Source organism: Shimia sp. R9_2, from assembly GCF_017743735.1.
Classification (GTDB): domain Bacteria; phylum Pseudomonadota; class Alphaproteobacteria; order Rhodobacterales; family Rhodobacteraceae; genus Shimia.
In genome coordinates this window covers 313,626-336,086 of sequence record NZ_JAGHRO010000001.1, presented here as the reverse complement: position 1 = coordinate 336,086, position 22,461 = coordinate 313,626, and the positions used below count along the sequence as shown (strand labels likewise).

General features: G+C 55.7%; 22 protein-coding genes. 8 read left to right on the top strand and 14 right to left on the bottom strand.

Annotation, left to right across the window (positions count from 1 at the left end; genetic code table 11):
• Positions 1 to 28: 28 nt before the first annotated feature.
• Positions 29 to 478, bottom strand: coding sequence for a protoporphyrinogen oxidase HemJ (gene hemJ / locus J7400_RS01505; RefSeq protein WP_209058257.1), 450 nt, complete (start codon positions 476 to 478; stop codon positions 29 to 31).
• Positions 479 to 891: 413 nt separating this feature from the next.
• Here hemJ and J7400_RS01500 point away from each other — a divergent pair, with 413 nt between their 5' ends.
• Genes J7400_RS01500 through dnaQ form a run of 4 tightly spaced genes read left to right on the top strand, consistent with a single transcriptional unit; the run spans position 892 to position 3,650 of the window.
• The gene (locus tag J7400_RS01500) at positions 892 to 1,491 is read left to right on the top strand and encodes a Maf family protein (RefSeq protein ID WP_209058255.1); all 600 of its coding nucleotides are present in this window, start codon (positions 892 to 894) and stop codon (positions 1,489 to 1,491) included.
• On the top strand, positions 1,488 to 2,321 hold the full coding sequence (locus tag J7400_RS01495) for a shikimate dehydrogenase (protein ID WP_209058254.1): 834 nt from the start codon (positions 1,488 to 1,490) through the stop codon (positions 2,319 to 2,321). The genes J7400_RS01500 and J7400_RS01495 overlap by 4 nt, the downstream gene beginning before the upstream one ends.
• Positions 2,318 to 2,920: a dephospho-CoA kinase gene (gene coaE, locus J7400_RS01490; RefSeq protein WP_209058252.1), complete on the top strand. Its 603-nt coding sequence runs from the start codon at positions 2,318 to 2,320 to the stop codon at positions 2,918 to 2,920. Before J7400_RS01495 ends, coaE begins: the two co-directional genes overlap by 4 nt.
• The gene (gene dnaQ / locus J7400_RS01485) at positions 2,913 to 3,650 is read left to right on the top strand and encodes a DNA polymerase III subunit epsilon (protein WP_209058246.1); all 738 of its coding nucleotides are present in this window, start codon (positions 2,913 to 2,915) and stop codon (positions 3,648 to 3,650) included. The genes coaE and dnaQ overlap by 8 nt, the downstream gene beginning before the upstream one ends.
• Positions 3,651 to 3,687: 37 nt before the next feature.
• On the opposite strand, the gene secB is transcribed toward dnaQ, so the two are convergent.
• Together secB and J7400_RS01475 are read right to left on the bottom strand one after the other, a co-directional pair.
• The gene (secB, locus tag J7400_RS01480) at positions 3,688 to 4,182 is read right to left on the bottom strand and encodes a protein-export chaperone SecB (protein ID WP_209058244.1); all 495 of its coding nucleotides are present in this window, start codon (positions 4,180 to 4,182) and stop codon (positions 3,688 to 3,690) included.
• Between the two features lie 54 nt (positions 4,183 to 4,236).
• Positions 4,237 to 4,779: an FxsA family protein gene (locus tag J7400_RS01475; protein ID WP_209058242.1), complete on the bottom strand. Its 543-nt coding sequence runs from the start codon at positions 4,777 to 4,779 to the stop codon at positions 4,237 to 4,239.
• A 104-nt stretch (positions 4,780 to 4,883) separates the two neighbouring features.
• Between J7400_RS01475 and J7400_RS01470 the strand changes: the two genes are divergently transcribed.
• From J7400_RS01470 to J7400_RS01460, 3 genes are read left to right on the top strand one after another with little or no spacing between them, the layout of a single operon-like run.
• The gene (locus J7400_RS01470; RefSeq protein ID WP_209058240.1) at positions 4,884 to 5,543 is read left to right on the top strand and encodes a Tim44/TimA family putative adaptor protein; all 660 of its coding nucleotides are present in this window, start codon (positions 4,884 to 4,886) and stop codon (positions 5,541 to 5,543) included.
• Positions 5,540 to 6,592, top strand: a complete 1,053-nt coding sequence (locus J7400_RS01465) for an MltA domain-containing protein (RefSeq protein ID WP_209058238.1) — start codon at positions 5,540 to 5,542, stop codon at positions 6,590 to 6,592. The genes J7400_RS01470 and J7400_RS01465 overlap by 4 nt, the downstream gene beginning before the upstream one ends.
• A complete protein-coding gene (locus tag J7400_RS01460; protein WP_209058230.1) occupies positions 6,589 to 7,182 on the top strand; it encodes a Smr/MutS family protein in 594 nt (197 codons plus the stop codon). The genes J7400_RS01465 and J7400_RS01460 overlap by 4 nt, the downstream gene beginning before the upstream one ends.
• Here the strand turns inward: J7400_RS01460 and J7400_RS01455 are convergent.
• From J7400_RS01455 to hslV, 5 genes are all read right to left on the bottom strand, one after another.
• The gene (locus tag J7400_RS01455; protein ID WP_209058228.1) at positions 7,168 to 8,391 is read right to left on the bottom strand and encodes an MFS transporter; all 1,224 of its coding nucleotides are present in this window, start codon (positions 8,389 to 8,391) and stop codon (positions 7,168 to 7,170) included. The two genes, J7400_RS01460 and J7400_RS01455, sit on opposite strands and share 15 nt — an antisense overlap.
• A gap of 109 nt (positions 8,392 to 8,500) precedes the next feature.
• A complete protein-coding gene (gene hslU / locus J7400_RS01450) occupies positions 8,501 to 9,811 on the bottom strand; it encodes an ATP-dependent protease ATPase subunit HslU (protein ID WP_209058222.1) in 1,311 nt (436 codons plus the stop codon).
• Positions 9,812 to 9,822: 11 nt separating this feature from the next.
• A complete protein-coding gene (locus J7400_RS01445) occupies positions 9,823 to 10,887 on the bottom strand; it encodes a hypothetical protein (protein WP_209058221.1) in 1,065 nt (354 codons plus the stop codon).
• Positions 10,888 to 10,906: 19 nt separating this feature from the next.
• Positions 10,907 to 11,941 (bottom strand): aldo/keto reductase, encoded by a 1,035-nt coding sequence (locus J7400_RS01440; RefSeq protein ID WP_209058219.1) that lies wholly within the window; start codon positions 11,939 to 11,941, stop codon positions 10,907 to 10,909.
• Entirely contained in the window at positions 11,938 to 12,495 is a 558-nt protein-coding gene (gene hslV, locus J7400_RS01435) for an ATP-dependent protease subunit HslV (RefSeq protein ID WP_209058218.1), read from the bottom strand. Before hslV ends, J7400_RS01440 begins: the two co-directional genes overlap by 4 nt.
• 98 nt (positions 12,496 to 12,593) lie before the next feature.
• Between hslV and J7400_RS01430 the strand changes: the two genes are divergently transcribed.
• A complete protein-coding gene (locus J7400_RS01430) occupies positions 12,594 to 13,502 on the top strand; it encodes a hypothetical protein (RefSeq protein WP_209058215.1) in 909 nt (302 codons plus the stop codon).
• Positions 13,503 to 13,572: 70 nt separating this feature from the next.
• On the opposite strand, the gene trxA is transcribed toward J7400_RS01430, so the two are convergent.
• Genes trxA through tsaE form a run of 6 tightly spaced genes read right to left on the bottom strand, consistent with a single transcriptional unit; the run spans position 13,573 to position 22,422 of the window.
• Positions 13,573 to 13,893 carry a thioredoxin gene (trxA, locus tag J7400_RS01425; protein WP_058238755.1) on the bottom strand — a complete coding sequence of 107 codons (321 nt, stop codon included), beginning with the start codon at positions 13,891 to 13,893 and terminating at the stop codon, positions 13,573 to 13,575.
• Positions 13,894 to 13,940: 47 nt separating this feature from the next.
• Positions 13,941 to 17,336, bottom strand: coding sequence for a double-strand break repair helicase AddA (gene addA / locus J7400_RS01420; RefSeq protein WP_209058213.1), 3,396 nt, complete (start codon positions 17,334 to 17,336; stop codon positions 13,941 to 13,943).
• A complete protein-coding gene (addB, locus tag J7400_RS01415; protein WP_209058211.1) occupies positions 17,333 to 20,269 on the bottom strand; it encodes a double-strand break repair protein AddB in 2,937 nt (978 codons plus the stop codon). Before addB ends, addA begins: the two co-directional genes overlap by 4 nt.
• Complete coding sequence (locus J7400_RS01410) at positions 20,262 to 20,954, bottom strand: nucleotidyltransferase family protein (protein WP_209058209.1); 693 nt, start codon at positions 20,952 to 20,954, stop codon at positions 20,262 to 20,264. The genes addB and J7400_RS01410 overlap by 8 nt, the downstream gene beginning before the upstream one ends.
• Complete coding sequence (locus J7400_RS01405; protein WP_209058196.1) at positions 20,930 to 21,952, bottom strand: phosphotransferase; 1,023 nt, start codon at positions 21,950 to 21,952, stop codon at positions 20,930 to 20,932. The genes J7400_RS01410 and J7400_RS01405 overlap by 25 nt, the downstream gene beginning before the upstream one ends.
• The gene (tsaE, locus tag J7400_RS01400) at positions 21,949 to 22,422 is read right to left on the bottom strand and encodes a tRNA (adenosine(37)-N6)-threonylcarbamoyltransferase complex ATPase subunit type 1 TsaE (protein WP_209058192.1); all 474 of its coding nucleotides are present in this window, start codon (positions 22,420 to 22,422) and stop codon (positions 21,949 to 21,951) included. Before tsaE ends, J7400_RS01405 begins: the two co-directional genes overlap by 4 nt.
• Positions 22,423 to 22,461: the final 39 nt, after the last annotated feature.

Sequence of the window (22,461 nt, the reverse complement as noted above, 5' to 3'; positions counted from 1 at the left end):
GGGCTTTCGCTCTTCTGAGTCAATAAATTCAGAATTTCACTACAACCGAGACAACGATGATCACCATCAAAATTGTCGGTACTTCGTTCATCATTCGAAACTGGCGCCCAGTAAGCGTGTTCTCGTTGCGATCAAATTTCTTTCGCATTTGCATGAGCCAGTGATCAAACCCTGTCATGGCAATCACAGCAAACGCTTTGGTGTAAGGCCAAACTGACGACCAATCGACTATACCCGGCGTAAACACCAGCGTGAGACCTGCAAGCCAAGTAGCAACGCTGGCTGGTGCCATGATATAGCGCTGAAGCTTGTATTCCATGATCTTAAGCGTTTCGTCGAGTTGATCCCCCTGCTCTGCACGTTCCGCATGATAGACAAATAATCGTGGGAGATAGAACAGCCCTGCCATCCAGCTGATCACGGCCATGATATGGAAAGCGAGGACATAGGGGTAAATGTCTACGAGAAAGTAACCCATGCGGTTTCGATCCTTGGTACGAGCTCACCCTCTCTAAATAAATAAATATATTTAGAAAAGGATGATGATTTTGTTGGGAGCTCCAAACCTGTGGATTATGGGTGTTCCCCCGCAGTTTTACACAGGAGGATAGAATATCTAAGAAGACTCCCACATCTGGGGCTAAAGTGAAAAGAGTCTATGAGAGTCAAAGACTTGAGAATAAGATGATGTGTGGATGACTGTGGATAAACGTGAGGATGAACCGGTATGTGGCTGATTCCTCCCCCAAGCAAAGTTTTCCTCATCCACGGTGCAGAAAAACGGGGGATTTCCGTGAAGTCCGGGTGAGTTTCCCCAGCTTGCAAAATCTCACAGAAATTTCCAGAAAGGACTCACCAGATGTTCCTTTCCTTCTCCACGGACTTATCCACATGGCCGCACCCCTGATCCTTGCTTCGGGTTCCGAGATACGGGCTCAGCTCCTATATAAAGCCAATCTTGGTTACGAAGTCGTTAAGCCACGTGTTGATGAAGAAATGATCCGCCGATCTTTGCAGGCGGAAGGCGCGCCACCAAGAGATGTAGCGGATGCGCTCGCGGAGGCCAAAGCGCGTAAGGTGAGCCTGAAGCGGCCGGAGGCCATGGTGCTTGGCTGTGATCAGGTACTTGATTTTCAGGGCACGATCTTTTCCAAACCCGCGAGCATCGATGACGCGCGCAATCAGCTCCTGATGCTACGCGGAAATCGCCATATGCTCTTGTCTGCCGCGGTGATCTATCAGAATGGCGAGCCACTATGGCGGTTTGTCGGTGTGGTACGCCTGTTCATGAGAAACTTTAGCGATGCGTTTCTTGACGACTATCTGGCCCGCAACTTTGAGAGCATACGCCATTCGGTCGGCGGGTATAAACTCGAGGAAGAAGGCGTCCGGCTTTTTGAAAAAGTAGACGGAGACTACTTTACAGTCCTTGGAATGCCACTTGTTGAAATACTCTCATATCTTACCTTGCGGGGAGAACTGCCACAATGACTTTGCCCTCGATCCCCCTTGCCGGAGTGATTGGCAATCCCATCGCCCATTCCAAATCCCCACTTCTGCATGGTCATTGGCTGAAGACCTACGGCATCACAGGACATTATGTGCCGCTTGAAGTGGACGCAGAGCATCTGGAGGCCGTCCTTAAGGCGATGCCGCAAATGGGGTTTGTGGGATGTAACGTCACCATCCCTCATAAAGAGCGTGTCGTTCAGTTTGTTGACCAGATCACAGATCGGGCGACCTTGATTGGCGCAGTGAACACGTTGATTTTCCGTCCAGATGGCAGCATCGTTGGCGACAACACCGATGGATACGGCTTTATTGAAAATTTGCGTCATGGCGCGCCTGAGTGGCAGGCGGAGGCCGGTCCAGCGGTGGTCTTGGGTGCAGGTGGCGCCGCGCGTGCTGTGGTTGCCTCACTTCTAGACGCAGGTGTACCAGAAATTTTACTGACCAACCGGACCCGCGTGCGTGCAGATCGGTTGCGGGAGGATTTTGGCGCGCGTGTCAAAGTCGTCGAATGGGTCCAGGCTGGCAACATTCTCGAAGAAGCCGCCACGCTCGTAAACACAACCTCTCTCGGCATGGCTGGAAAATCGGAGCTTCGGATTCCCATGGACGGATTGCGCAGCGAAACTGTTGTCACGGATCTGGTTTATAATCCTCTGATCACAAATTTCCTGAAGACGGCTCAAGAGCGCGGATGTGTGACCGTTGATGGCCTTGGTATGTTGCTGCATCAGGCGGTGCCGGGTTTTGAGCGTTGGTTTGGCCGCCGCCCTGTTGTGGATGAAGCCACACGGCAGGTGGTTTTGGGATGACCAAAAAGGTATTCAGGCTCGGCTTGACCGGCTCAATCGGCATGGGGAAATCGACGACAGCTCGGTTTTTTTCAGAATTGGGTTGCCCGGTTTGGGATGCGGATGCAGCGGTGCACCGGATTTACGCAAAGGGAGGCGCTGCTGTAGCTCCTATTTCAGCGGCGCTACCAGACGCGATTGAAGATGGAGCGGTTTCGCGCGATCGGTTGAAAGAGCTGATTGCACAAGATACGTCTGTGTTGAGCACCATCGAAAAGATCGTCCATCCTTTGGTTGCCCAGGATCGCGCGGAATTCATTAACGAGACTGACTCTGAAATCCTCGTTTTTGATATTCCGTTGCTCTTTGAAACAGGTGGCGATGCAGCGATGGACGCGGTTATATGCGTCTCTGTTTCACCTGAATTGCAGAGAAGTCGCGTGCTGGAACGCGGCACGATGAGCGAATCTCAGTTTGAACACATTTGGTCAAAGCAGATGCCAAATGAAGAAAAACGGGCATTGTCAGACTATGTGGTAGAAACGGATACACTTGACCATGCCCGGTCTCAGGTGGAGAAGATTGTGAAAACCATCAGAGGACAGTTGGATCATGCGTGAAATCGTACTTGATACGGAAACCACAGGTTTTGATCCGTTTTCTGGCGACCGCATCGTCGAAATCGGTGCTTTGGAACTCTACAATCACCTGCCCACCGGCGAGACATTTCATGTCTACATCAATCCGGAGCGATCCATGCCGGATGAGGCATTCAAGGTGCACGGGATTGGCCCAGATCTCCTGGATATCCCCCGTGACGCCGCGCCGGGAGAGGTGACGCTGCGCGACAAACCTGTGTTTAACGCGTTTGGTCAAAAGTTTCTCGATTTCATCGGCGATGATAGCAAGCTTGTCATCCACAATGCCAAGTTCGACATGAAATTCTTAAATGCCGAATTGAGCTGGATGAACCTGCCGCAAATCCCGATGGAACGCGCTGTTGATACGTTGGAAATGGCGCGTAAGAAGTTTCCGGGGTCTCCTGCCACGCTGGATGCTCTTTGCCGAAGATTTGGGATCGACAACTCCTCACGGACGCTGCACGGCGCGCTTCTTGACTCCGAAATTCTGGCAGAGGTGTATCTTGAGCTGATCGGTGGACGGCAACCAGATCTGGTTCTGGCGTCTGATAACACTTCAGAAAAGAAAAGCACCGCCATTCAGGATGATTGGCGGCCGAGCGCCCGACCAACGCCATTGCCGTCCCGGCTTACAGAGGCTGAAGCAGAAGCGCATAGAGGTTTTGTGGAGAAAATGGGCGAAAATGCCCTCTGGACCAAACTCGGCTAGTTTGGTGAGGCGCTGCCAAAGGGCAGCGCCAAATTGATCAGTTTGCGACAGGTTGTTCGCTCTGTTCTTGCGCACGACGCGCCAGTTCAGCGCGATAAAGTGCAACAAAATCAATTGTTTCAAGGTTCAGCGGCGGGAAGCCGCCGTCACGGGTCACGTCAGACACGATGCGACGCACGAATGGGAACAACATGCGTGGGCATTCGATCAGAAGGAACGGGTGCAGCTGATCTTCAGGCACGCCCTCAATGTGGAAGACACCGGCGTAGTCCATTTCCAGGATGAACATTTCAGCACCGTCATCTTTGTTCTTGGCGGTGATGTTAAGCTTGATGGCCACTTCAAATTGGTTGTCTGCTGCGCGCTTTTTGGCGTCTAGATTGACCTGAACCTGAACATCAGGCTGCGGGTTCGCGCTGGAGCCCTTTTGCGCCAGAATGTTTTCGAACGACATATCGCGCACGAATTGGGTCAGAACATTCATCTTCAGCTGAGGTGCCTGCTGTGCAGCACCGTTTTCTGTTTCCGCCATTGGGATCTCCAAAAAAACACGTTTGGCCTGCTTTATCAGGTCAGACTTAGTGCCTCAATGCTTTGTCCAACCTGAGGGTGAATGTGTGGGCTTTTTGACCGTCTCATCCTGATTGGTCACAGGTTTCGCATCCGGATCGATTTCGGAAAACTCCCCGTCAATAATGTCAGCCTGCGCGCCGTGGGTCGGGCGTTGTGGCGTGTTTGCGTGAAACTGAGCAGAACCTGCGCTTCCCATTGTGAAACTTTGCACCCGAACGCGTTTGCGTGCGTAATGAAATACAGCGGAGCGAAATGGCGGCGTCAGTAAGGCAAAACCAAGCGCGTCGGTAAAGAAACCAGGTGTCAGCAACAGGACGCCAGCGATCAGGATCATGGCTCCATGCGCCAAAGGCTCGGTAGGATCATTCAATTCGTTGAAAGATCTTTGTACATTTCCAATCGCGGCGAGCCCTTGAGAGCGCACGAGATGCGTGCCAAGCATCGCGGTCAAAAGCACAATCGCAAGCGTTGGCCACAAGCCAATCGCACCGCCAACGCTGATAAACAGGGCGATCTCAATCATCGGGACCGCAACAAAGGCCAACAACAGCCACATCTTCGCTTTACTCCAATGTCATCTCCGGTGAGGTGGACTTGACCCCGACTGTAACTTACATAAGTGCGTGAGACAGTTGTTTCCATGCCCAACAAGAGGTTCAAATGAACTCCTCCCTACTTCAACTTCTGGTTCTTGCCGGTATTGCTGTGTTTCTCATCCTGCGCCTTCGCAATGTTTTGGGCACACGTGACGGCTTTGAGCCTCCTCGTCAGGAAACAATAGCACCATCACGTCGTCGCGGGCCGGAGCTCGAAGTGATCGAAGGTGGTCCGGATCAGGACATTCTTGACCATGCAGAAGAGGGCAGCCCACAGGCTGAAGCTCTTGCTAAAATGAAGTCCGCAGAACCGCAGTTTGGCGTGAATGACTTCCTTGGCGGTGCACGTGGCGCCTATGAGATGATCCTGATGGCCTTTGAAAAAGGCGATCTTGCGTCGATCAAGGATTTCCTGGGCGAAGAGGTTTATGAGAGCTTCGCCTACGTTGTTCAGATGCGCGAAGACAAAGGCCTGACCGTTGAAAGCGAATTCATTGGTGTTCGTGAAATGGTGCTTCAGGATGCGACCTTTGATGATGCGACCAAGGAAGGCGAAATTTCTGTGCGCTTCATCGGGGAATTGACCCATGTTGTGCGCGACAATGGCGGCGATATCGTTGAAGGCAGCGAAAGCCAGATCAAACGCCAGAAAGACGTTTGGACCTTTGCCCGTGTCATGGGATCTGATGACCCGAACTGGCAGCTTGTTGCCACTGGCGAATGATTGGGATGTTTCGGGCGGCGTTGGCCGCAGCCCATGTGATGGCTGGTGTCATGTCCGGGAGCGCAGCGATGTCCGAAACAACCATGAAAATCCTATCATTTGAAGAGCTTGAAGGCTGGGCAGAGGATGATCACGAGGCTGCCCGCCAAGTGTTTTTGAACACATGTGCTGATCTGGATGCGCCAGATTGGCAAACCGTCTGTGCCGCGGCCTCGGGCATTTCTGATGCGCGTAAGTTCTTTGAGCTGCTGTTTCGACCTGTCTTGATAGAGGAAGCAGATCGGGATGCGTTGTTTACCGGATATTTTGAGCCAGAACTCGACGGCGCGCGTCGACCAGGTGGGCCATATCAGTTTCCGATTTATCGCGTGCCGCCAGAGGTGCGGCGTGGCGGGCAATGGTTGACACGGCGAGAGATTGAAACCAGTGCAGCGATGGACGGCCGCGGGTTGGAAATTGCTTGGGTCGACGACCCAGTTGAACTTTTCTTTCTACAAATTCAGGGATCTGGGCGGGTACGTTTGCCTGATGGTGGCTATATTCGCGTTGGCTATGGCGGTGCGAACGGGCATGAGTATCGCTCAGTTGGTGCAGAGCTTGTGCGGCGCGGGATCTACGGCGCGCATCAGGTGAGCGCGCAGGTCATCAAAAACTGGGTGAAGCGCAACCCTGCCGAAGGGGCGGAGCTGTTGCGGCACAACGACAGCTTTGTGTTTTTTCGGGAAGTCAGCCGTGTGCCAGCGCACAAGGGCCCGCTTGGCGCCATGAACCGATCCATTACCGAGATGCGCTCTGTTGCCGTTGATCCGGCTTTTACGCCGCTTGGCGCCCCAGTTTGGGTGGAGAAGGACGGCAAAGGCCCTCTGCGCCGTCTTATGATCGCACAGGACACCGGTTCTGCCATCAAAGGCGCACAGCGTGCTGATATTTTCTTTGGCACCGGAGACGCAGCGGGTCGCGCTGCTGGGACGTTGAAGGATCCCGGCCGGATGGTGGTTCTGCTGCCTATCCAACGCGCCTATGCAATGCTGCCGGAGTCCGTTCTGTGACACGCCGAAAACTGAGCGAAGATGAAGTTGCGCTTTGGCGCAAGGTGGCTGACACGGCTGAACGACTAAACCCAACAGCGAAGTCGCATGATCTGCCGCTGCCCAAGCCCAAACCGCAGAAGAAACCAAGGGCGCGGGACGCGTCCCCTGCTCTACCCGCATTTGAAGTTGGCTCACGGGCATCGAGTGATTTGCGCGGGCATGATCTGATGGGCTCTGTCTCAGATCGCGTGGCGCGACAGCCTGTGCAAATGGATAAGAAAGCCTTTGGCCGTATGAAACGCGGGAAACTGGTTCCTGAAGGCAAAATCGATCTGCATGGAATGACTGCCGATCAGGCGCATGGGGCGTTGTCCGGCTTCATCATGCGATCCCATGCCGAGGGAAAAAGACTGGTTTTGGTCATCACAGGCAAAGGCAAATCCAAACGTGATGACGGACCAATCCCGACGCGTCGTGGTGTTCTCAAACATCAAGTCCCGCAGTGGTTTGCCCTGCCCCCGATGAAGAGTTGCATTTTGCAGGTTGCTGAAGCGCACATCAAACACGGTGGCACCGGGGCGTATTACGTTTATTTACGGCGTCGGTAGGCTGCGGCGCGCCCGTGCAAAGGGGATTACCATCGCGGCGCTTGCGAGAGCAAAACAAACGGCAAAGCTCTGGAGCTGGCTTTCATAGGAGACACCTGCATCAATCAGCCATCCGGACAAACCTGGTCCAAGCGCAGATCCCAGCACGCCAAAGGCAGCCACTGTGGCTTTGATTGCGCCAAGATGCGCCGTACCAAAGAACTCGGACCAGACCGATGCAGGCAATGTTGCCATGCCTCCTCCTGCCATCCCCATCAAAGCGACGCCCATCGCGACCCAACTCACTGAGGGTGCCCATGCATGGATCGTGAACGCGGCCACAAGTGGGAGCAGGTAAAATGGCATGAGACGCGCGGCGCCAAATCGGTCGATCAACCAGCCATAGATCAAGGTCGACGCCCCAAACGAAATGGTGCCAAGCGGGAAGACAGCGACGAGGGAGAGATGGGACCAACCCTTGATCTCTGCAAAATAGGCCTGCTGGAAGAAAAACACGGTGGCGAATGCCGGAAACGCCATCATCGCAGGAATGGCAGACAGGAAAACCGGATGCTGAATGGCTTCCCAACGCGTCCAGTTGCGGCCTTGCATACCAAAGGTGGAGTTTTCGGAAACGATGCTGTTGGGCTCCCGCTCTTGGCGCAAGAGCACGAAAATGACCGGCGCCATGATCAGACAAAAACAAGCGGCTGTGATCCAAATCATTTGCCATTCCACACGGGCTTTGAGCCAAACCACCGTGACGGGCATGATTGCCTCTGCCAGCATGAAGCCCATTGTTGCAAAGGCCAACGCACGGCCGCGAGATGCGGAAAACCACCGAGCCATGGCCACCGCCGAAATATGTGGCAGCATGCCCTGAGCGGTAAACCGCAGCGCAAGTATCACGAGAGGCAATGCCCAGACCCATGTGAATTGTGAAAGTGCAAAACACGCACATGCCAGCAGGATGAGCATCATCGGACCCAGCAGGCGCACACGGATCCGATCAGCCAATGTGCCAGCCCACAGCATGACCAAAGCGGAAGTCCCTGTACCCAGCATATAGATGGCACCCCAGTCTCCATGAGACAGGTCAAAATAGGCGCGAATATCGGCTGCAAAGGTTCCGATGAAGAAGGTCTGCCCAAAACAAGACAGAAACATCAACGCGGCACCGGGCAAGAGAAAGCGCCCGTTTTGCCGCAGGAATGCGCGGGTGGAAATCATTGTATTGGCTCAATGTGGTTGGGGCTTTGTGCACAGCGCGCAAAAGAAAGCCCCGGAAAGATAACTCTCCGGGACTATGGCTGGCTTCGTGTTTTTGAACCAGAAGAAATCAGAGCACGTAGCGGCTGACGTCCATGGATTTTGCCAATTCGCCCAAATTCGTCTCTACAAAGGCCGCATCGACGGTGATTTCCTCGCCGGATCGGTCTGGTGCGGAGAAGCTGAGTTCCTCAAAAACCCGCTCCATCACCGTGTAGAGGCGACGCGCGCCGATGTTTTCCACCGATTGGTTTACTTCCGCAGCGATCTTGGCTAGGGCTGCAATGCCATCGTCGGTGAAGGTTACAGTGACCTCTTCGGTGCCCATCAAAGCAGTGTACTGACGTGTCAGCGCATTGTCGGTTTCTGTCAGGATGCGTACGAAATCCTCTTCGGTGAGCGCGCGCAATTCCACGCGAATAGGCAGACGGCCCTGAAGTTCCGGCAGCAAGTCAGAGGGCTTTGCGATGTGGAACGCACCCGAGGCAATAAAGAGGATGTGGTCGGTTTTCACGGGACCATGCTTGGTGGAAACTGTGGTGCCTTCGATCAAGGGGAGCAAGTCACGCTGAACCCCTTCGCGGGAGACGTCGCCGCCACGCACTTCTTGGCGGGCGCAGACCTTGTCGATTTCATCCAGGAACACGATGCCGTTTTGCTCAACAGCTTTTAGCGCGGCGGTGTTGACGGTTTCGTCGTCCAGCAACTTGTCTGCTTCGTCAGAAATCAGCACCTCGTAGCTCTCGGCCACGGTCATGCGCTTTTTGACAGTGCGCCCGCCAAGCGCTTTGCCGAAGATATCGCCGAGGTTCATCATACCCATCTGGCCACCGGGCTGGCCGGGGATGTCGAACATACCGCCCATCGGGTTGGAGGTGTCCGCCACTTCCAGCTCGATCTCCGTGTCGTCCAGCAAGCCATCTTTGAGCTTCTTGCGGAACATTTCGCGCGTCGCTTGGCGGGCATCAGTGCCTGCAATGGCTTCGATCACGCGGTCCTCGGCGGCAGCATGCGCTTTGACTTTTACATCTTCACGCATGTGCTCGCGGGTCTGGATGATCGCTGCGTCCACCAGATCACGCACGATTTGTTCCACGTCGCGGCCAACATAGCCCACTTCCGTGAATTTGGTGGCTTCCACTTTGATGAAGGGGGCGCGGGCAAGCTTGGCAAGACGGCGGCTGATTTCGGTTTTACCAACACCGGTTGGGCCGATCATCAGGATGTTTTTTGGGTAAACCTCTTCGCGAATGTCATCAGACAGCTGCTTGCGCCGCCAACGATTGCGCAGGGCAACAGCAACGGCGCGTTTGGCGTCTTTCTGACCGATGATGAAGCGGTCAAGCTCAGATACGATTTCGCGGGGTGTGAGATCAGTCATAAAGGGTCCAATCAGTGAGACGGCGGGAGGCGGTGCAATGGCAGGATGCCCGAAAGCGGCGCCAGAAGTGCCGCGCGAATGCGGGCCCAGAATGCGCCGAGCACCACAAGGAAGATACCAAGGAGGAAAATCGTCATTGCCGCGCCCTCGCCCTCAAAAACTGTGCCGGCAAGAGCAACAGTGTAGCCAATGGCGGCAATGAGGAACGAACGGCGGTCGATGATGATGGCGATGAAAGCGAAGAGCAACAACACTGCAAAGAGTGTTGTGTTTGCACCGGAGCTGTCTCGCTCCAGAAGGCTGAGGGCGATCGTGTTTACAAGTGCCGGTGCCGCGATGACATGAAGCCAGAAACCCTGCGCAGCGCGCCGTGTGACACGATGTGGATCGGACATATCAAAGATCATGGCAACGGCAAAAACACCGGCTCCCACAGCCAGCGTGATGAAGGCAAATGGTCCGCCTGCAGACAGAAGGAACATATCAGAGAAGCTTGCCGGAGTGCCCGCTTGATTGGCGCCGACCATCATCGCGACGCCAAATACACCAAGGGCAATCAACGCCATGGCGAAGGGAACACGGAAACGTAGCCAGTAAAGAAACATCGCCACTGTGGTGAGCGCGAGCGGGAATTGCAGGCTGGAGAAGTCCTCCTGTGCCACCATGAAGGGTTGCGCGAAATAGGCCGTGATGCCGGAAACTGCGTTGATCGCCCAAAGACAGGAAAGCGCAATTGCTGGCGCCACCATGCGGCGACGGCGTATAAAATACTCCGACAAGCCCCACAGAACGAGGGCAGAAACGCCTGCAGTGGTCACCAGTTTGCTTTTGTAGTCGACGATTTCTACCGCCATGGAGAGGCCATTCACCGCGGCCCACCCACCGGCGAGGATCAGAAGGCCGATGACAATGAAAATCTCATTGAACCCCTTAAACAGCTCAAAGGGTTCATCACCGGGCGCAAGATCTTCGCGCGCGCCACGTCGGCTGTCAGCCAGAGCCGCAAGCGAAGCGGCTTGAGTCTCGTTTAAAAGGCCGGAGCCGACAGCGGCGCGTAGGTCATCTTTGGAAATCATGTGGGTTCAACATCTCTTTTTACGCGAGCACTTTGGCAAACAACTCGTCTTTCATCATGTCGTCAAACCACTCGGGATAGCGACGGCCCGGCGCAGCAGCGGCATCAAGCGCGGCCATTTCATCTGCACTCAGGGTGATATTGGCCGCAGAGATTGCGGTTTCAAGCTGGCTGAGCTTGGAAGCGCCAATGATAACCGTGTGGTCACGGCGTTTGTTCAAAATCCAGGCCTGCGCGATTTGCGCTTGGGTGGCGTCGTGGACCTCGGCCGCTGAGCTCAGAGCGTCCAGCGCGATCTGTGCTTGTTCTTTGGAAACCTGAAGGAAGTCCCCTTCGGCCAAACGGCCATCGCTGTCTTCCAGTTTGTTCAGATCATATTTCCCGGTGAGCAACCCACCTGCCAATGGGGACCAGGCCATTAAACCTAAGCCCAGCTCTTCGCCCATGCGCAGAACATCCATCTCGATGTCGCGACCCACGGCGTTGTAAAGGTATTGCCCGGCCACAAACTGGCTCATGTTATTGTCGCGCTGAAATTGCACCGCTTGTGCAACCTTCCACGCAGGCCAGTTGGACACGCCGATATGGCGCACTTTGCCAGCGTCTATGACGTTTTGCAGCGTTGAAAGGGTTTCTTCCATCGGCGTGGTAAAGTCTGTCTTGTGTAAGACAAGCAGGTCGATCCAATCGGTATTTAGGCGTTTCAAGCAGCCATCCACCGACGAAAGGATATGGCCACGGGACAGTCCGGCATTGTTGATCCGGTCATTCTGGCGAAAGCCCAGCTTGGTACAGATCACCGCCTCGTTGCGCTTGCCTTTGAGGGTTTGGCCGAGGATGTCTTCGGCCTCGCCATTGGAATAACCATCCGCAGCATCAAAGAAGTTGATACCGCCATCAAGGGCCACATCCACCATGCGCTGTGCATCTTGAAGACCTACTTTGGCCACGCCGGGGATCCAGTCTGAACCATGCGTGAACGTCATGGTTCCAAGCGCCAGGCGGGAAACCACCAGCCCGGAATTTCCCATACGTGTGTAGGTCATCTCGGTCATTTTTTGATGGTCTCCAATGTGAGGTTGCCATTGGTGTACACGCAAATATCGCCGGCGATTGCCATGGCTTTGCGCGCCACTTCCTCAGCTGTCAGATCGGTGTCCATCAACGCGCGACCTGCGGCGAGCGCGAAGTTACCGCCTGAGCCAATCGCGGTGACGTCATGCTCCGGTTCCAACACGTCCCCTGCCCCGGTGATGACAAAAATGTCTGTGCCATCGGAAACGATCAGCATCGCCTCAAGCTTTTGCAGGTATTTGTCTGTCCGCCAATCCTTGGCCAGTTCCACAGAGGCGCGCGCGAGTTGGCCCGGCGTTGCCTCGAGTTTGGCCTCCAAGCGTTCCAGAAGTGTGAAAGCGTCCGCAGTAGAGCCTGCGAAACCCGCCACGATTTCATGTCCACCCGGGGAAAGACGGCGCACCTTGCGCGCAGTGCCCTTGATGACTGTTTGACCAAGCGAGACCTGACCGTCGCCGGCAATCACAACTTCGCCGCCTTTTTTCACACCGATGATCGTGGTGCCGTGCCAACCGGGGAATTGATCCTCTGACATGAAAAGCTCCTTTTGTCTGCGCTCTTATATGAGCCTGTCGCGGTTTGCGCACAAGGGTGAGACTTGCTCCTCTGGGGCCAAGCGCATAGCGTCGCCGCATGAGCAAAAACCATCAGGCCCGCTTTTATCTGCATGAAACGCTGCGTCAGCGTGCAGTGCGCGGTGAACATAGTTTTATCAATAAAATCTCAGAGGTACTGCAGAGTGCAGGTTTCAGGGTGTCCTTTGATGTTCCTGAAAACGCTTTGCCCCGCAAAGAAGAGTATTCCCTCTTTTTTATGCGGGAACCCTTCGCGCGCAATTCGGTTTCGTTTCGGCGGGCCTATTACTATCCATTCTGGCATATCGAGCGCACAAACGAGCGCTGGTATTGGGATGTGGCCAATACGCATTTTGATCCCGCCAAGATTGATGAAGCTGAGGCGCGAAAGTTTTTTCATACATGGCGCAAGCGCCTTTATGGGCCGCTGCTGGGAAAGGTCGAAAAGGGCGGTTTTATTTACGTACCGCTGCAAGGGCGGTTATTGGAGCAGCGCTCCTTTCAGACCTGTAGCCCCGTGCAAATGATCGAACATGTGGTGGAGCAAAATTCTGGAACCAAAGTTGTCGCGACTTTGCATCCGGGAGAAGAATATTCTTTGGATGAGCGTACAAGGCTCGACCAGTTGGTGGAGAAACACGCACAGTTGTCTGTTCAGCTTGGAGGCATGGAGAGCCTGTTGCCCTGCTGCGATTGTGTTGTGACCATGAACTCCAGCGTTGCCTTTGCAGGGTATCTTTTCAAGAAGCCTGCGGTGCTTTTTGGCCGTATCGATTTCCACCATATCGCGGCCAATGTAGAGACTCTGGGCGTACAAGGGGCGTTTGAGAAGGTGCGCGACATGCGACCTCCCTACCCTCAGTATCTCTGGTGGTTCCTTCAGCACATGTCGATCAACGCTGGCCGCAGTGATGCACAAGATCATATTCGTGCCCGTTTGGCCGAATTTGGTTGGCCCGTGTCTTAACTGGCCGGTGTCTTAAATGAAAAAGGCGCCCCTTATGGGACGCCTTTGCTGTGTCTGAGTTGTTGTCAGATCACAGAGAGTCTTCAATCCAGCTTTGCAGCGCAGCTTTCGGAGCAGCGCCTGCGCGGTTGGAGATCACCTGACCGTCTTTGAAGATGAACAGCGCCGGAATACCGCGCACACCCAGAGCAGCAGCGGCGTTCGGGTTGCTGTCGACATCAACCTTGGCGATTTTCACCTTACCGTCCAGCTCAGCAGACAGCTCTTCGAGAGCTGGGCCGATTTGCTTACAAGGGCCGCACCACTCGGCCCAGAAATCTACGACGACGGGCACGTCGGCGTTTTTTACTTCTTCGTCAAAAGTGGCGTCGGTGACAGCGACGGTTGCCATTGGAGGTCTCCTGAAAGGGAATTGGATAAGTTTTGGTCTGGTGGAACCTAGGTTTGCGGCGGCAGGGCGTCAAGATATGCTGTGGCGCGCAGTGCATTTGTCACAAGATCGTGTGGCAATTCCATAAGCTCTGCTTTGGCTGTCCATAGGATAGCAGTCCGTATGGCTTTGCCGGGGAAAACCTGTTCCAAAGCATGGGTATAGGCCCCCATCTGCCGCAAAATCCCTTCGGGTGTGGCCTTGGGATTTTCGGGAACAACAGCGTTGGTTTTGAAGTCGACGGCCCAGATACAATCGTCCTGAATGACAAGCCGATCGATGATCCCATGTAAGCGATGCGTCCCTAAATCTGCCGTGATTGGTACCTCAGCCAGGGCTTCCTGCGCAAAGATCCAGGTCAGTTCCGATGCAGTAAGATTGGTTTGAGCTTCATCAAGCAATGCTGAAAAAAGGCCGTCTTCCATCTCAACAAGATCATCCTGCAGCAGGTTCTCTGCGACTTCTTTCCAGCGCTCTTGTGGATGCATTGGCAAGTGTTCCAGCAACACGTGCAACCACGTTCCCCGTTGCATGGCCGCTTCCTGATCAAGCCCCTGCTCACCAGCCAAAGCCTTGGCGCCCCCGAGGTCTGAAGGGCTCAGTGTGCCGGATTTTGGCAACGGCTCCGCGGCCGCGGTTTGCAAATACTCCGGAATATCAGGTTTGATGTCAGGCACGGTTTCAGGCGGTTTTGTAGCGGATCCTGTCCAATCTCCGTGATCGAGCCGCAGGCCCTCGCCGCCCTGAAACTTGTACGGCTCCGCGTCTGAAGCCACCATCGCGCTGCGCACAATGTCATACCAACTGTTGCCATCTTTGCCGAGATCACCCGCCGCCGCAACGATCAGCCATTTTTCCGCCCGCGTCATGGCAACATAAAGCAAGCGAAGCCTTTCCGCTGCCTGTGCTTCAGCCATTTCAGCACGCGCATCTGAAAGAGCGTCAGGTGCCGCATCTGCGGACATATTCCACAAGGCTGTCTGCCCCACCGGCACAATCGGCGCATCGGTTTTGATGAGACGTTTGCCTGTGTCCGGCATAATCACAATTGGCGCCTCCAACCCTTTGGAGCCATGCACGGTCATCACGCGAATACGGTTGGAGGCGCTGTCCATCTGGCGCTTGATCTCCAGATCGTCGGTTTCCATCCACTGAAGGAAACCGGTCAGGCTGGGCACCGAGGATTTTTCATAAGCCAGAGCTTGGCTCAGCAGCGCGTTGATGCCGTCTTCCGCCTCAGCCCCCAGTCTGGCGAGCAATGCGTGCCGGCCCTTGTGCCGGGTCAGGATCCGCTCGATCAAATCATAAGGGCGCAAAAAGTCGGTCTGTCCGCGCATGTCATTCAGAATGGCCATGGTCTCTGGAAACTCTGCGCTGCGATCTCGTAGCGCAGTCCAAAGATAGGACCCCGGCTTTCGGCGATGCGCCAGATCAAACAGGTGCTGTTCAGACCAGCCAAACAGCGGTGAACGCAGGACTGTGGCAAGTGAAAGATCATCTTCCGGCGTGGCGAGGAAGGACAGGAGTGCACCAAGATCGCGCACGGCCATTTCCCCGCCCACCTTAAGGCGGTCGGCCCCTGCGATTGGCAGCCCTTGGAGTTTGCAGGCCCGGATAATCTCATGGAAAAGATCAGAGCGCCGCTGCACCAAGATCAGGAAATCACCAGGTTCAATGGCGCGTTGCGTGAATTTTCCGTCCGGCCCGCGTTTATCCGCAATTGTGTCCTGTTTGATCATGCGTGCGATTTGCGCTGCGACGCGTTCGGCAAGGATCACCGTATGGTGGGTGTCTCCAAGGCGATCAACCGGATCAAACCACTCGTCTTTCTCTGCTTTTCCAACAGGTTCGACCACAGGCCACAAATCAACGCGACCGGGCATATCATCGTTGAACGCTATGTGACGATTGCCAGCGGGGAACCCGGCTTCCACATGATGCTCAAAGCAGGTGTCCACCAGATTGAGCACTGCTGGCGAAGAGCGGAAAGAATATTCAAGGCATAGGTTTTGCAGTTGATTACCCGTCGGCTCCAAACGGGCGGCGAACTCTTCGCGCATGCGGTCAAACTCCGCGGGATCAGCGCCTTGAAAGCTGTAGATCGACTGTTTTTGGTCTCCCACAACAAATATCGTACGCGTGATATCGCTGCGCGCACCGGTGCCGGATGTGAATTCCTGTGCCAGTCGTTCGATCACTTGCCACTGCACTGGGCTCGTATCCTGAGCCTCATCCACGAGAATGTGGTCAATACCACCATCCAGACGATAAAGCACCCACTCGGCGACAGCGGGTTCGTTGAGCAGATTGCGCGCACGTAGGATCAGGTCATCAAAGTCGAGCCATCCGCGCTGCTGCTTGGCTTTGTCATAGTGCGCAAGGAAACGTGCGGCAAAAGCATGAAGCGCTGCACTGCGTTCCGTGGCCCGCAGCGCGACGCGGCGAGGACGCACATCCTCCACACGCAGCATCAAGGGCTGAAGGTGATCAATCAGATCTGGGTGTTTGGTGCGCAGCCCTTTAGTTGGAAAAGTGTCTAACTTGGCTGAAAATGGTGATTTTGCCGCCTTACCGTTGAGCAGAACGGTTTCCAAGATTTCCAGCGCGGCAAGGTTTGGCGCGGAAATTGCAGCAAGCTTATCCGCAGCGCGGTTGTCGTTTGTCCCGCCAGTACGCAGCATAGCGATGACCCGCGTGATCAGCTCAATTTCTCCGCCAAGAAAAACCTCAGCGAGCAACTGCGTTTGATCGTATCCATCCGGCAATCCCAACAAGGCACCGAGTTCAGAGCTGGATTTTCCATTTCGCAGCCGGTCTGCGTGCCGTGTGATAGCCGCTGAAAGCTCTTCGAGGGCTGCGCCGGTAAAATGCACCGCGACATCACGAAGAAGCGGCGCATCCTTGCCCTCCGCCATGTCTTCGACGATGTCTTCCCGAAGGAGCGCCGCGGCACGGTCTTCCATCTCAGAAAACAACGGAGACACACCGGCCTCCAATGGGAAACGGCGGAGCAGAGAGGCGCAGAAAGAGTGGATGGTCTGAATTTTCAAACCGCCCGGTGTCTCAATCGCGCGGGCAAACAGCGTGCGCGCTTGGCGCAGGTCTTCTGAATTGGCTTTGCCTGCCACGCCGAGCTCGGCCAACTCGGCAGCAAGCTCTTCATCACTTTTCATGGCCCAACTGCCAAGGCGCTTGAAAAGTCGGTTTTGCATCTCACTTGCGGCTGCCTTTGTGTAGGTCAGGCAAAGGATATGCTGAGGCAGGACCCCTTCGAGCAGGAGCCGGGCCACGCGGTCGGTCAGCACGCGGGTTTTGCCGGATCCGGCGTTGGCTGAGAGCCATGTGCTGGCATCGGGGCGCGCGGCAGAGATCTGGCGCAGGGTCGCGTCGTTTGGTGCGTTCATGTTAACTCCTCCGGCGCAGGTTCATCCGTCGCGTCCCACTCGCCAAACCGGGCGAGCTGATCATAAAGACCTTCGTCGCGCTCCGATTGCATGGCGCGGCGGGAGGTGAATCCTTTCCCGTCTTCAAGGTAGTGGCCGATGAGGGTCGAAAACTCCTCCCAAACCTTTTCAGTGGGTGTTTCGGCCAGCGGGGCTGGTTGATCCTTGGGGGTGGTTCCCAGGCCGATATAAATCGCATCAGCGACCTGCGCCGGATCAATGTCCTTAAAACCGTTCTGTTCCGCCATGGCCGCTTCCAAAAGCAGCTGTTTGTCAAAATAGGTCTGCTCGTCCTTGGAAGGCGGCGCACCGGTTTTGTAGTCATAAAGGATCAGATCGCCTTTCTCGGTGCGGTCGATCCTGTCCGCCGTGGCCGTGAGCGTGAAATCCAACTCTTCAATCCGTGCGCGTGTTTCCGCTTCAAAAGCCAGCGGAGTGGCGCGTTTCCGGCGTCGTTCCTCGCCATGTACAATGTGATCTGAAACGCGCGCGAGGCGGGCCAACCAAAGCGCACGCGCAGTGGCCCAGGGGACGTTTTGTGCCAAAACAGTATCTGATATCTCCAAAATGCGCGCGCGGGTCACAGGAATATCCTGATCACGGCTTTCCTTGATCAGCGTTTCAAGAACCTCATGTACGACGATCCCGCGCAACAGGGCATCCGGTGTGCGCATCAGAGGATCAAGCGGGCGCAAGCGCAGCACGTGTTTGGCGTAAATCGCATATGGATCGCGGATCAGGCGCTTGATTTCTGTAACGGAGAGCTTTCGCGGGCGCGCTGCAGCAGGCGGAGTGGGCGAAGGACGTTTTGCGGCTGGCACAAGCGGCACGGTTTCTAAGGCTCGAACGCGATCAAGCCAAAACTGTGCACGCCCGCGCATTTCTGCCAAAGCCTCCGGACCGTTTTGCTGTGGCAAGCCGCCCAAAAGGTTGATTAGGCGATTGACCCAGCGCGAAGGTACGGTTTCGGCTTCGTCAGATCGGATCGCGCGGGTGATCCAGACCTCTGGCGCGCCAACGGCCTGTTGGAAATCATGCGCAGCAAGACCGATGCGGCGTTCAGGCAGCAGCAAGCCGGCATCGTGGCGCATTTTCCGGTTGAGCCACGGGTCAGGGCTGGGCGCTTCTGGCCAGCTGCCTTCGTTTAGGCCACCGAGGATCACAAGATCCGCCCCTTGAACACGAGCTTCCAACGTGCCCCAGATCAGAATGTGTGGGTGGCCTGCATCACGATCACGAACCTCTCCACGCGAAAGAAGCGCTCCTATGAGATCCGCGTAATCTGTTGACGAAATCTCGCCAACAACAGGCGCATGGTCCTTGATATCGGCCAAAACCCGCACGGCCACACGCCCAGCAGCTTCCTGCCAAAGCGCGCAGCTTCCCGTTTCTTCATCCCCTTGGGGACCATCGGCGATCTTTTCTGAAAGCAAAAGATGCGCCTCAAGCAGGTCGGCCATATCTGAGGCCCCGCGGAGCTGATCGCAGAAGCACCCCGTGAGCCAGGCGATCCACTCTGACATATCGTCTTTCTGGGTCTGCGCCCAAGCGCTGAGCGTTTCTGCCTCTGGATAGGTGACGCCTTTTCGGCGCAGCCAAAGCTCTAGCTCCCTTGTATAGCGCAGGTGTTTGCCACGTTCTGCTCCGCTGTGCGCCAACGGGTGTTTCAGCAGCGTCAGCAGCATCTCAGAGGTAAGTTTTTGATGAAACAGAGTCACAACATGGCGCAGGAAACGGCCTGGAGGGGAGAGTTGAAGAGGTTGCCCGGCGCTGTCGTCGGGCACGATCCCCCAGCGATCCAACGCCGCAGTGACTTGGCGTGTGAGCATCCGGTCGGGCGTGATCAACGCGCAGGTTTGTCCGTCTTCTGCGGCTTTGCGCATGCGAGCGGCGATGGTGAGAGCTTCTTCGCGCTGCGTTGTTGCCTCAACCAAAGTGACATCCTTGGTGGCGGGAAGCAGATCTCCAAGCGTCGGGCCTTCGCTAAGCCACTGGTCCGTGACCGGGGCAGGTCGCAGCGCGAGCGAAACCAGCCGATTGCGCGCAGGTGAGGGAGCCGGGCAGGGATCCCATGTTTGAACATCTTTGATCGGCAGATCCAATGACGCCAGCAAGGCATGATACCGGAACTGCGGGTGATCTTCACTTTCCAAAGCTGTGCTGAGATGCCCCCAGGTGGCCGCAGGCATGTCAAAATCAAAACCGGGCAAAACAATCGCACCTTTCGGAAGCTGCGCAACGGCCCGCATCAGAAGCTGCATGGTGCCGCGAGACCCGGTGGAGCCCGCCAATATGATTGGATGGGTCGGGGGTGCAGTTTCCCAACGCGCGATGATGGCCTCAATGGCACGACGTTGACGCGCCTCGGCACCCGGTGCGCTTTCGAGATCTTCCAGAAAATGCCGGGCAATCGCAAAGAATGACTGCGCGCGCGCCCAGTGACCGGACTGATCAGCCACATCAAGTGTCTCAATGGTGTCCACGGCCACACCTTCTCCGGCCATCTCATCAAACAGAGAGGCGAGACTGTCGGCGAGGTCATAGACAGAGGCCCGCGCAGCCAAGTCGGGCTGTTGTTCCAGCAAGCGCGTGACCAGCTGGATCAGCTCAAAGCGTTGGTGGATGGGCGAGGATGCCTTGGGCAGGTCTGCGGATTCTGTGTTGGCAAAATCTCCAAGTAATTGAATGCGCGGCAAGAGCGTCGCCGGGCCGTTGTCAAAAAGCGTCTGGATGCGGCGCGCCATACGGGCGGTGTTCACAATCACCTGCGCGTGGGCAATGTCCTGTGGTGGCTTGCCGTCAAACCGCGTGCGCAGTCCCTTCACAAAGGCCTCGGGAAAATCCACGCCGGGTGCGAGCGCAAAAACGCGCGGCGTCTCGCTTGGCTCAAACATCGTGGGCCTCCAACATGGTTTCAGCGAGCGCGATGCCTTCTGGCGAACCCACGTCGCACCACGATCCCGGGTATGTGAGGCCGAACAGACGGTCGTTCTCCAGCATACGGTCCCACAATAGGTTTAGCGAAAAAGCCGTTTCTCTGATCTCGGACAACCCCTGCGTTTTCAGAATTTGCACCCCGGTGTAGATCTGCCCCGGTCCACGTGTGAGTTTTCCGTCAGCGTCCACCAAGAAATCGCCAGAACGCACATGGCCAACAGCGTGTTCTTTCGGAACGCAAAGCAGCAATGCATCCATGCTCTCGGGGTTCCACGCGGATTTTAGCAATTCAAAGGGATTTGGACCGCGCCAAACCGCGTCTGTGTTGCTGGTGAAAACAGGACCTTCGCCCAACAGGGGCAGGGCATGCCGCAACCCACCGCCAGTTTCCAGAATGTCAGGAGACTCGACAGAAACCGCCACATCTTTGTGCGCCAGATGGGCTCCAATCTGAACATAGTGATAGTGTGCATTCACCACAATTTTCTGAGGGGAAACGGCTTGTGCCAGGTCCAGTGTGTGGTCCAACAGCGTTTTGCCCCCAACGGACAAAAGCGGTTTGGGGCGGTCTTTGGTCAGTGTGCCCATGCGCGTGCCAAAACCGGCGGCGAACAGCATTATGGCTTCGGGTGTGTGGCGCATTGATCTTTCAAAGATTGGAGAAATTTTGGGGTTGGTTCAGGCAGAACAGATTTTAGCACTCTGGCGATGTCCTGCAGGGCAGGGTGGGCCAGATTGCGGATCACATGGGCATGAACGCGCGGTATGAAATCTACATAATGCGGTTTCCCGGCCTGCTTACACAATCGGGCAAAGATGCCGAGGATGCGAAGGTTTCGCTGCAAACCAAACAGGTGGTAGCCGGCATCAAAGGTTTCAGGATCTGACTGGGTTTTGCGTTGGTAATAGGCCTTGGTCGCACGCTCGATATCTTCAGGCACATCCCGACGCGCGTCCTGCAGCATCGATACCAGATCATAGGCTGGATGGCCTATCAAAGCGTCCTGAAAATCCAACAGCCCCACACGTGCGCTGTCGGCGCGATCGGGCAGCCAGATCAGGTTCTCCGCATGAAAATCGCGCAACACAAGTACGCTTGGTTCGGGAAGGTAAGTCTCCAACAGGTGCTGTAACGCCCCCACAAAACTTGCGAAGGCTTCATCGATCCCCTTGGCAGGTGCGTCGCAATACCAAGTGAAAGCGGGCTCAGTCATTTCCGCGAGCGTTTTGTGATCCATCACCGCCAGATCGGCGGGCGGAGCCAGCGCTTGCAGTTCAAGCAGCACATCCACAGCGGCCTGATAAAGCGAAAGCTGATCGGCTGTCCCATCCGCCATGACCTTTACAAAAAGGTCGTCGCCAAGGTCTTCCATCACAATCGAACCAGCGTCTTCTGACGCGTGCCAGATCTCCGGCGCGGAGAAACCATGCGCCGTCAAAAACTGCGCGATCCGCAAGAAAGGGCGAATGTCTTCACCGTTTTCCTTGGGCGCATCCATCAATATGGCAGTCTCCCCGGATGGGTGTTGTAACCGGATATAACGACGTGCGGAGGCATCCCCGGCAAGCGGCGTCTGCGCAGCATCAGACCACTGGGTTTCTTGCAAAAATGCAGCGATCAAGGGCGCACGCACGGTCATTCGGACAGGCTTTCAAACAGATCGGACCAGCGCGGCGCGGTCGCTGACAGGGTCAGTTGACGCCTGTCTTCCTCTTCGGCGAGGGCAAAGGAAAGCGTTAGGGCGTTTTCAGGTTGCAGCTCCGCAAGGCGGTCAGGCCACTCCACCAGACAAATAGCTTCTTCAAAAGCATCGGTTAGGCCAAGCTCAACCACCTCATCGGGGGCAGAGAGGCGATAGAGATCCGCGTGCCAGATTTCGCTCTTAGGTCCATCATAGACCTGCACCAGTGTGAACGTGGGGGAGGGCACATCTTCCACAATCGGCAAAAGGGATTGGATCAGGCTGCGGGCAAAATGCGTTTTGCCGGCACCTATCGGACCTTCCAGAAGCACAACATCACCCGGTGTGAGTGTTGTGCCGATACGCATGGCCAATTGCCGCGTTGCGTCGGCAGAAGAAAGATCGAGGGAAAGCTGGAGGACAGTCATGCGGCCACAGTAAAAATCGCGGCCGGAGGCTGCAAGCGA

Coding starts and splice junctions, on each gene's coding strand:
- hemJ (WP_209058257.1), bottom strand. CDS start 478: ATGGGTTACTTTCTCGTAGACATTTACCCCTATGTCCTCGCTTTCCAT.
- J7400_RS01500 (WP_209058255.1), top strand. CDS start 892: ATGGCCGCACCCCTGATCCTTGCTTCGGGTTCCGAGATACGGGCTCAG.
- J7400_RS01495 (WP_209058254.1), top strand. CDS start 1,488: ATGACTTTGCCCTCGATCCCCCTTGCCGGAGTGATTGGCAATCCCATC.
- coaE (WP_209058252.1), top strand. CDS start 2,318: ATGACCAAAAAGGTATTCAGGCTCGGCTTGACCGGCTCAATCGGCATG.
- dnaQ (WP_209058246.1), top strand. CDS start 2,913: ATGCGTGAAATCGTACTTGATACGGAAACCACAGGTTTTGATCCGTTT.
- secB (WP_209058244.1), bottom strand. CDS start 4,182: ATGGCGGAAACAGAAAACGGTGCTGCACAGCAGGCACCTCAGCTGAAG.
- J7400_RS01475 (WP_209058242.1), bottom strand. CDS start 4,779: ATGTGGCTGTTGTTGGCCTTTGTTGCGGTCCCGATGATTGAGATCGCC.
- J7400_RS01470 (WP_209058240.1), top strand. CDS start 4,884: ATGAACTCCTCCCTACTTCAACTTCTGGTTCTTGCCGGTATTGCTGTG.
- J7400_RS01465 (WP_209058238.1), top strand. CDS start 5,540: ATGATTGGGATGTTTCGGGCGGCGTTGGCCGCAGCCCATGTGATGGCT.
- J7400_RS01455 (WP_209058228.1), bottom strand. CDS start 8,391: ATGATTTCCACCCGCGCATTCCTGCGGCAAAACGGGCGCTTTCTCTTG.
- hslU (WP_209058222.1), bottom strand. CDS start 9,811: ATGACTGATCTCACACCCCGCGAAATCGTATCTGAGCTTGACCGCTTC.
- J7400_RS01445 (WP_209058221.1), bottom strand. CDS start 10,887: ATGATTTCCAAAGATGACCTACGCGCCGCTGTCGGCTCCGGCCTTTTA.
- J7400_RS01440 (WP_209058219.1), bottom strand. CDS start 11,941: ATGACCGAGATGACCTACACACGTATGGGAAATTCCGGGCTGGTGGTT.
- hslV (WP_209058218.1), bottom strand. CDS start 12,495: ATGTCAGAGGATCAATTCCCCGGTTGGCACGGCACCACGATCATCGGT.
- J7400_RS01430 (WP_209058215.1), top strand. CDS start 12,594: ATGAGCAAAAACCATCAGGCCCGCTTTTATCTGCATGAAACGCTGCGT.
- trxA (WP_058238755.1), bottom strand. CDS start 13,893: ATGGCAACCGTCGCTGTCACCGACGCCACTTTTGACGAAGAAGTAAAA.
- addA (WP_209058213.1), bottom strand. CDS start 17,336: ATGAACGCACCAAACGACGCGACCCTGCGCCAGATCTCTGCCGCGCGC.
- addB (WP_209058211.1), bottom strand. CDS start 20,269: ATGTTTGAGCCAAGCGAGACGCCGCGCGTTTTTGCGCTCGCACCCGGC.
- J7400_RS01410 (WP_209058209.1), bottom strand. CDS start 20,954: ATGCGCCACACACCCGAAGCCATAATGCTGTTCGCCGCCGGTTTTGGC.
- J7400_RS01405 (WP_209058196.1), bottom strand. CDS start 21,952: ATGACCGTGCGTGCGCCCTTGATCGCTGCATTTTTGCAAGAAACCCAG.
- tsaE (WP_209058192.1), bottom strand. CDS start 22,422: ATGACTGTCCTCCAGCTTTCCCTCGATCTTTCTTCTGCCGACGCAACG.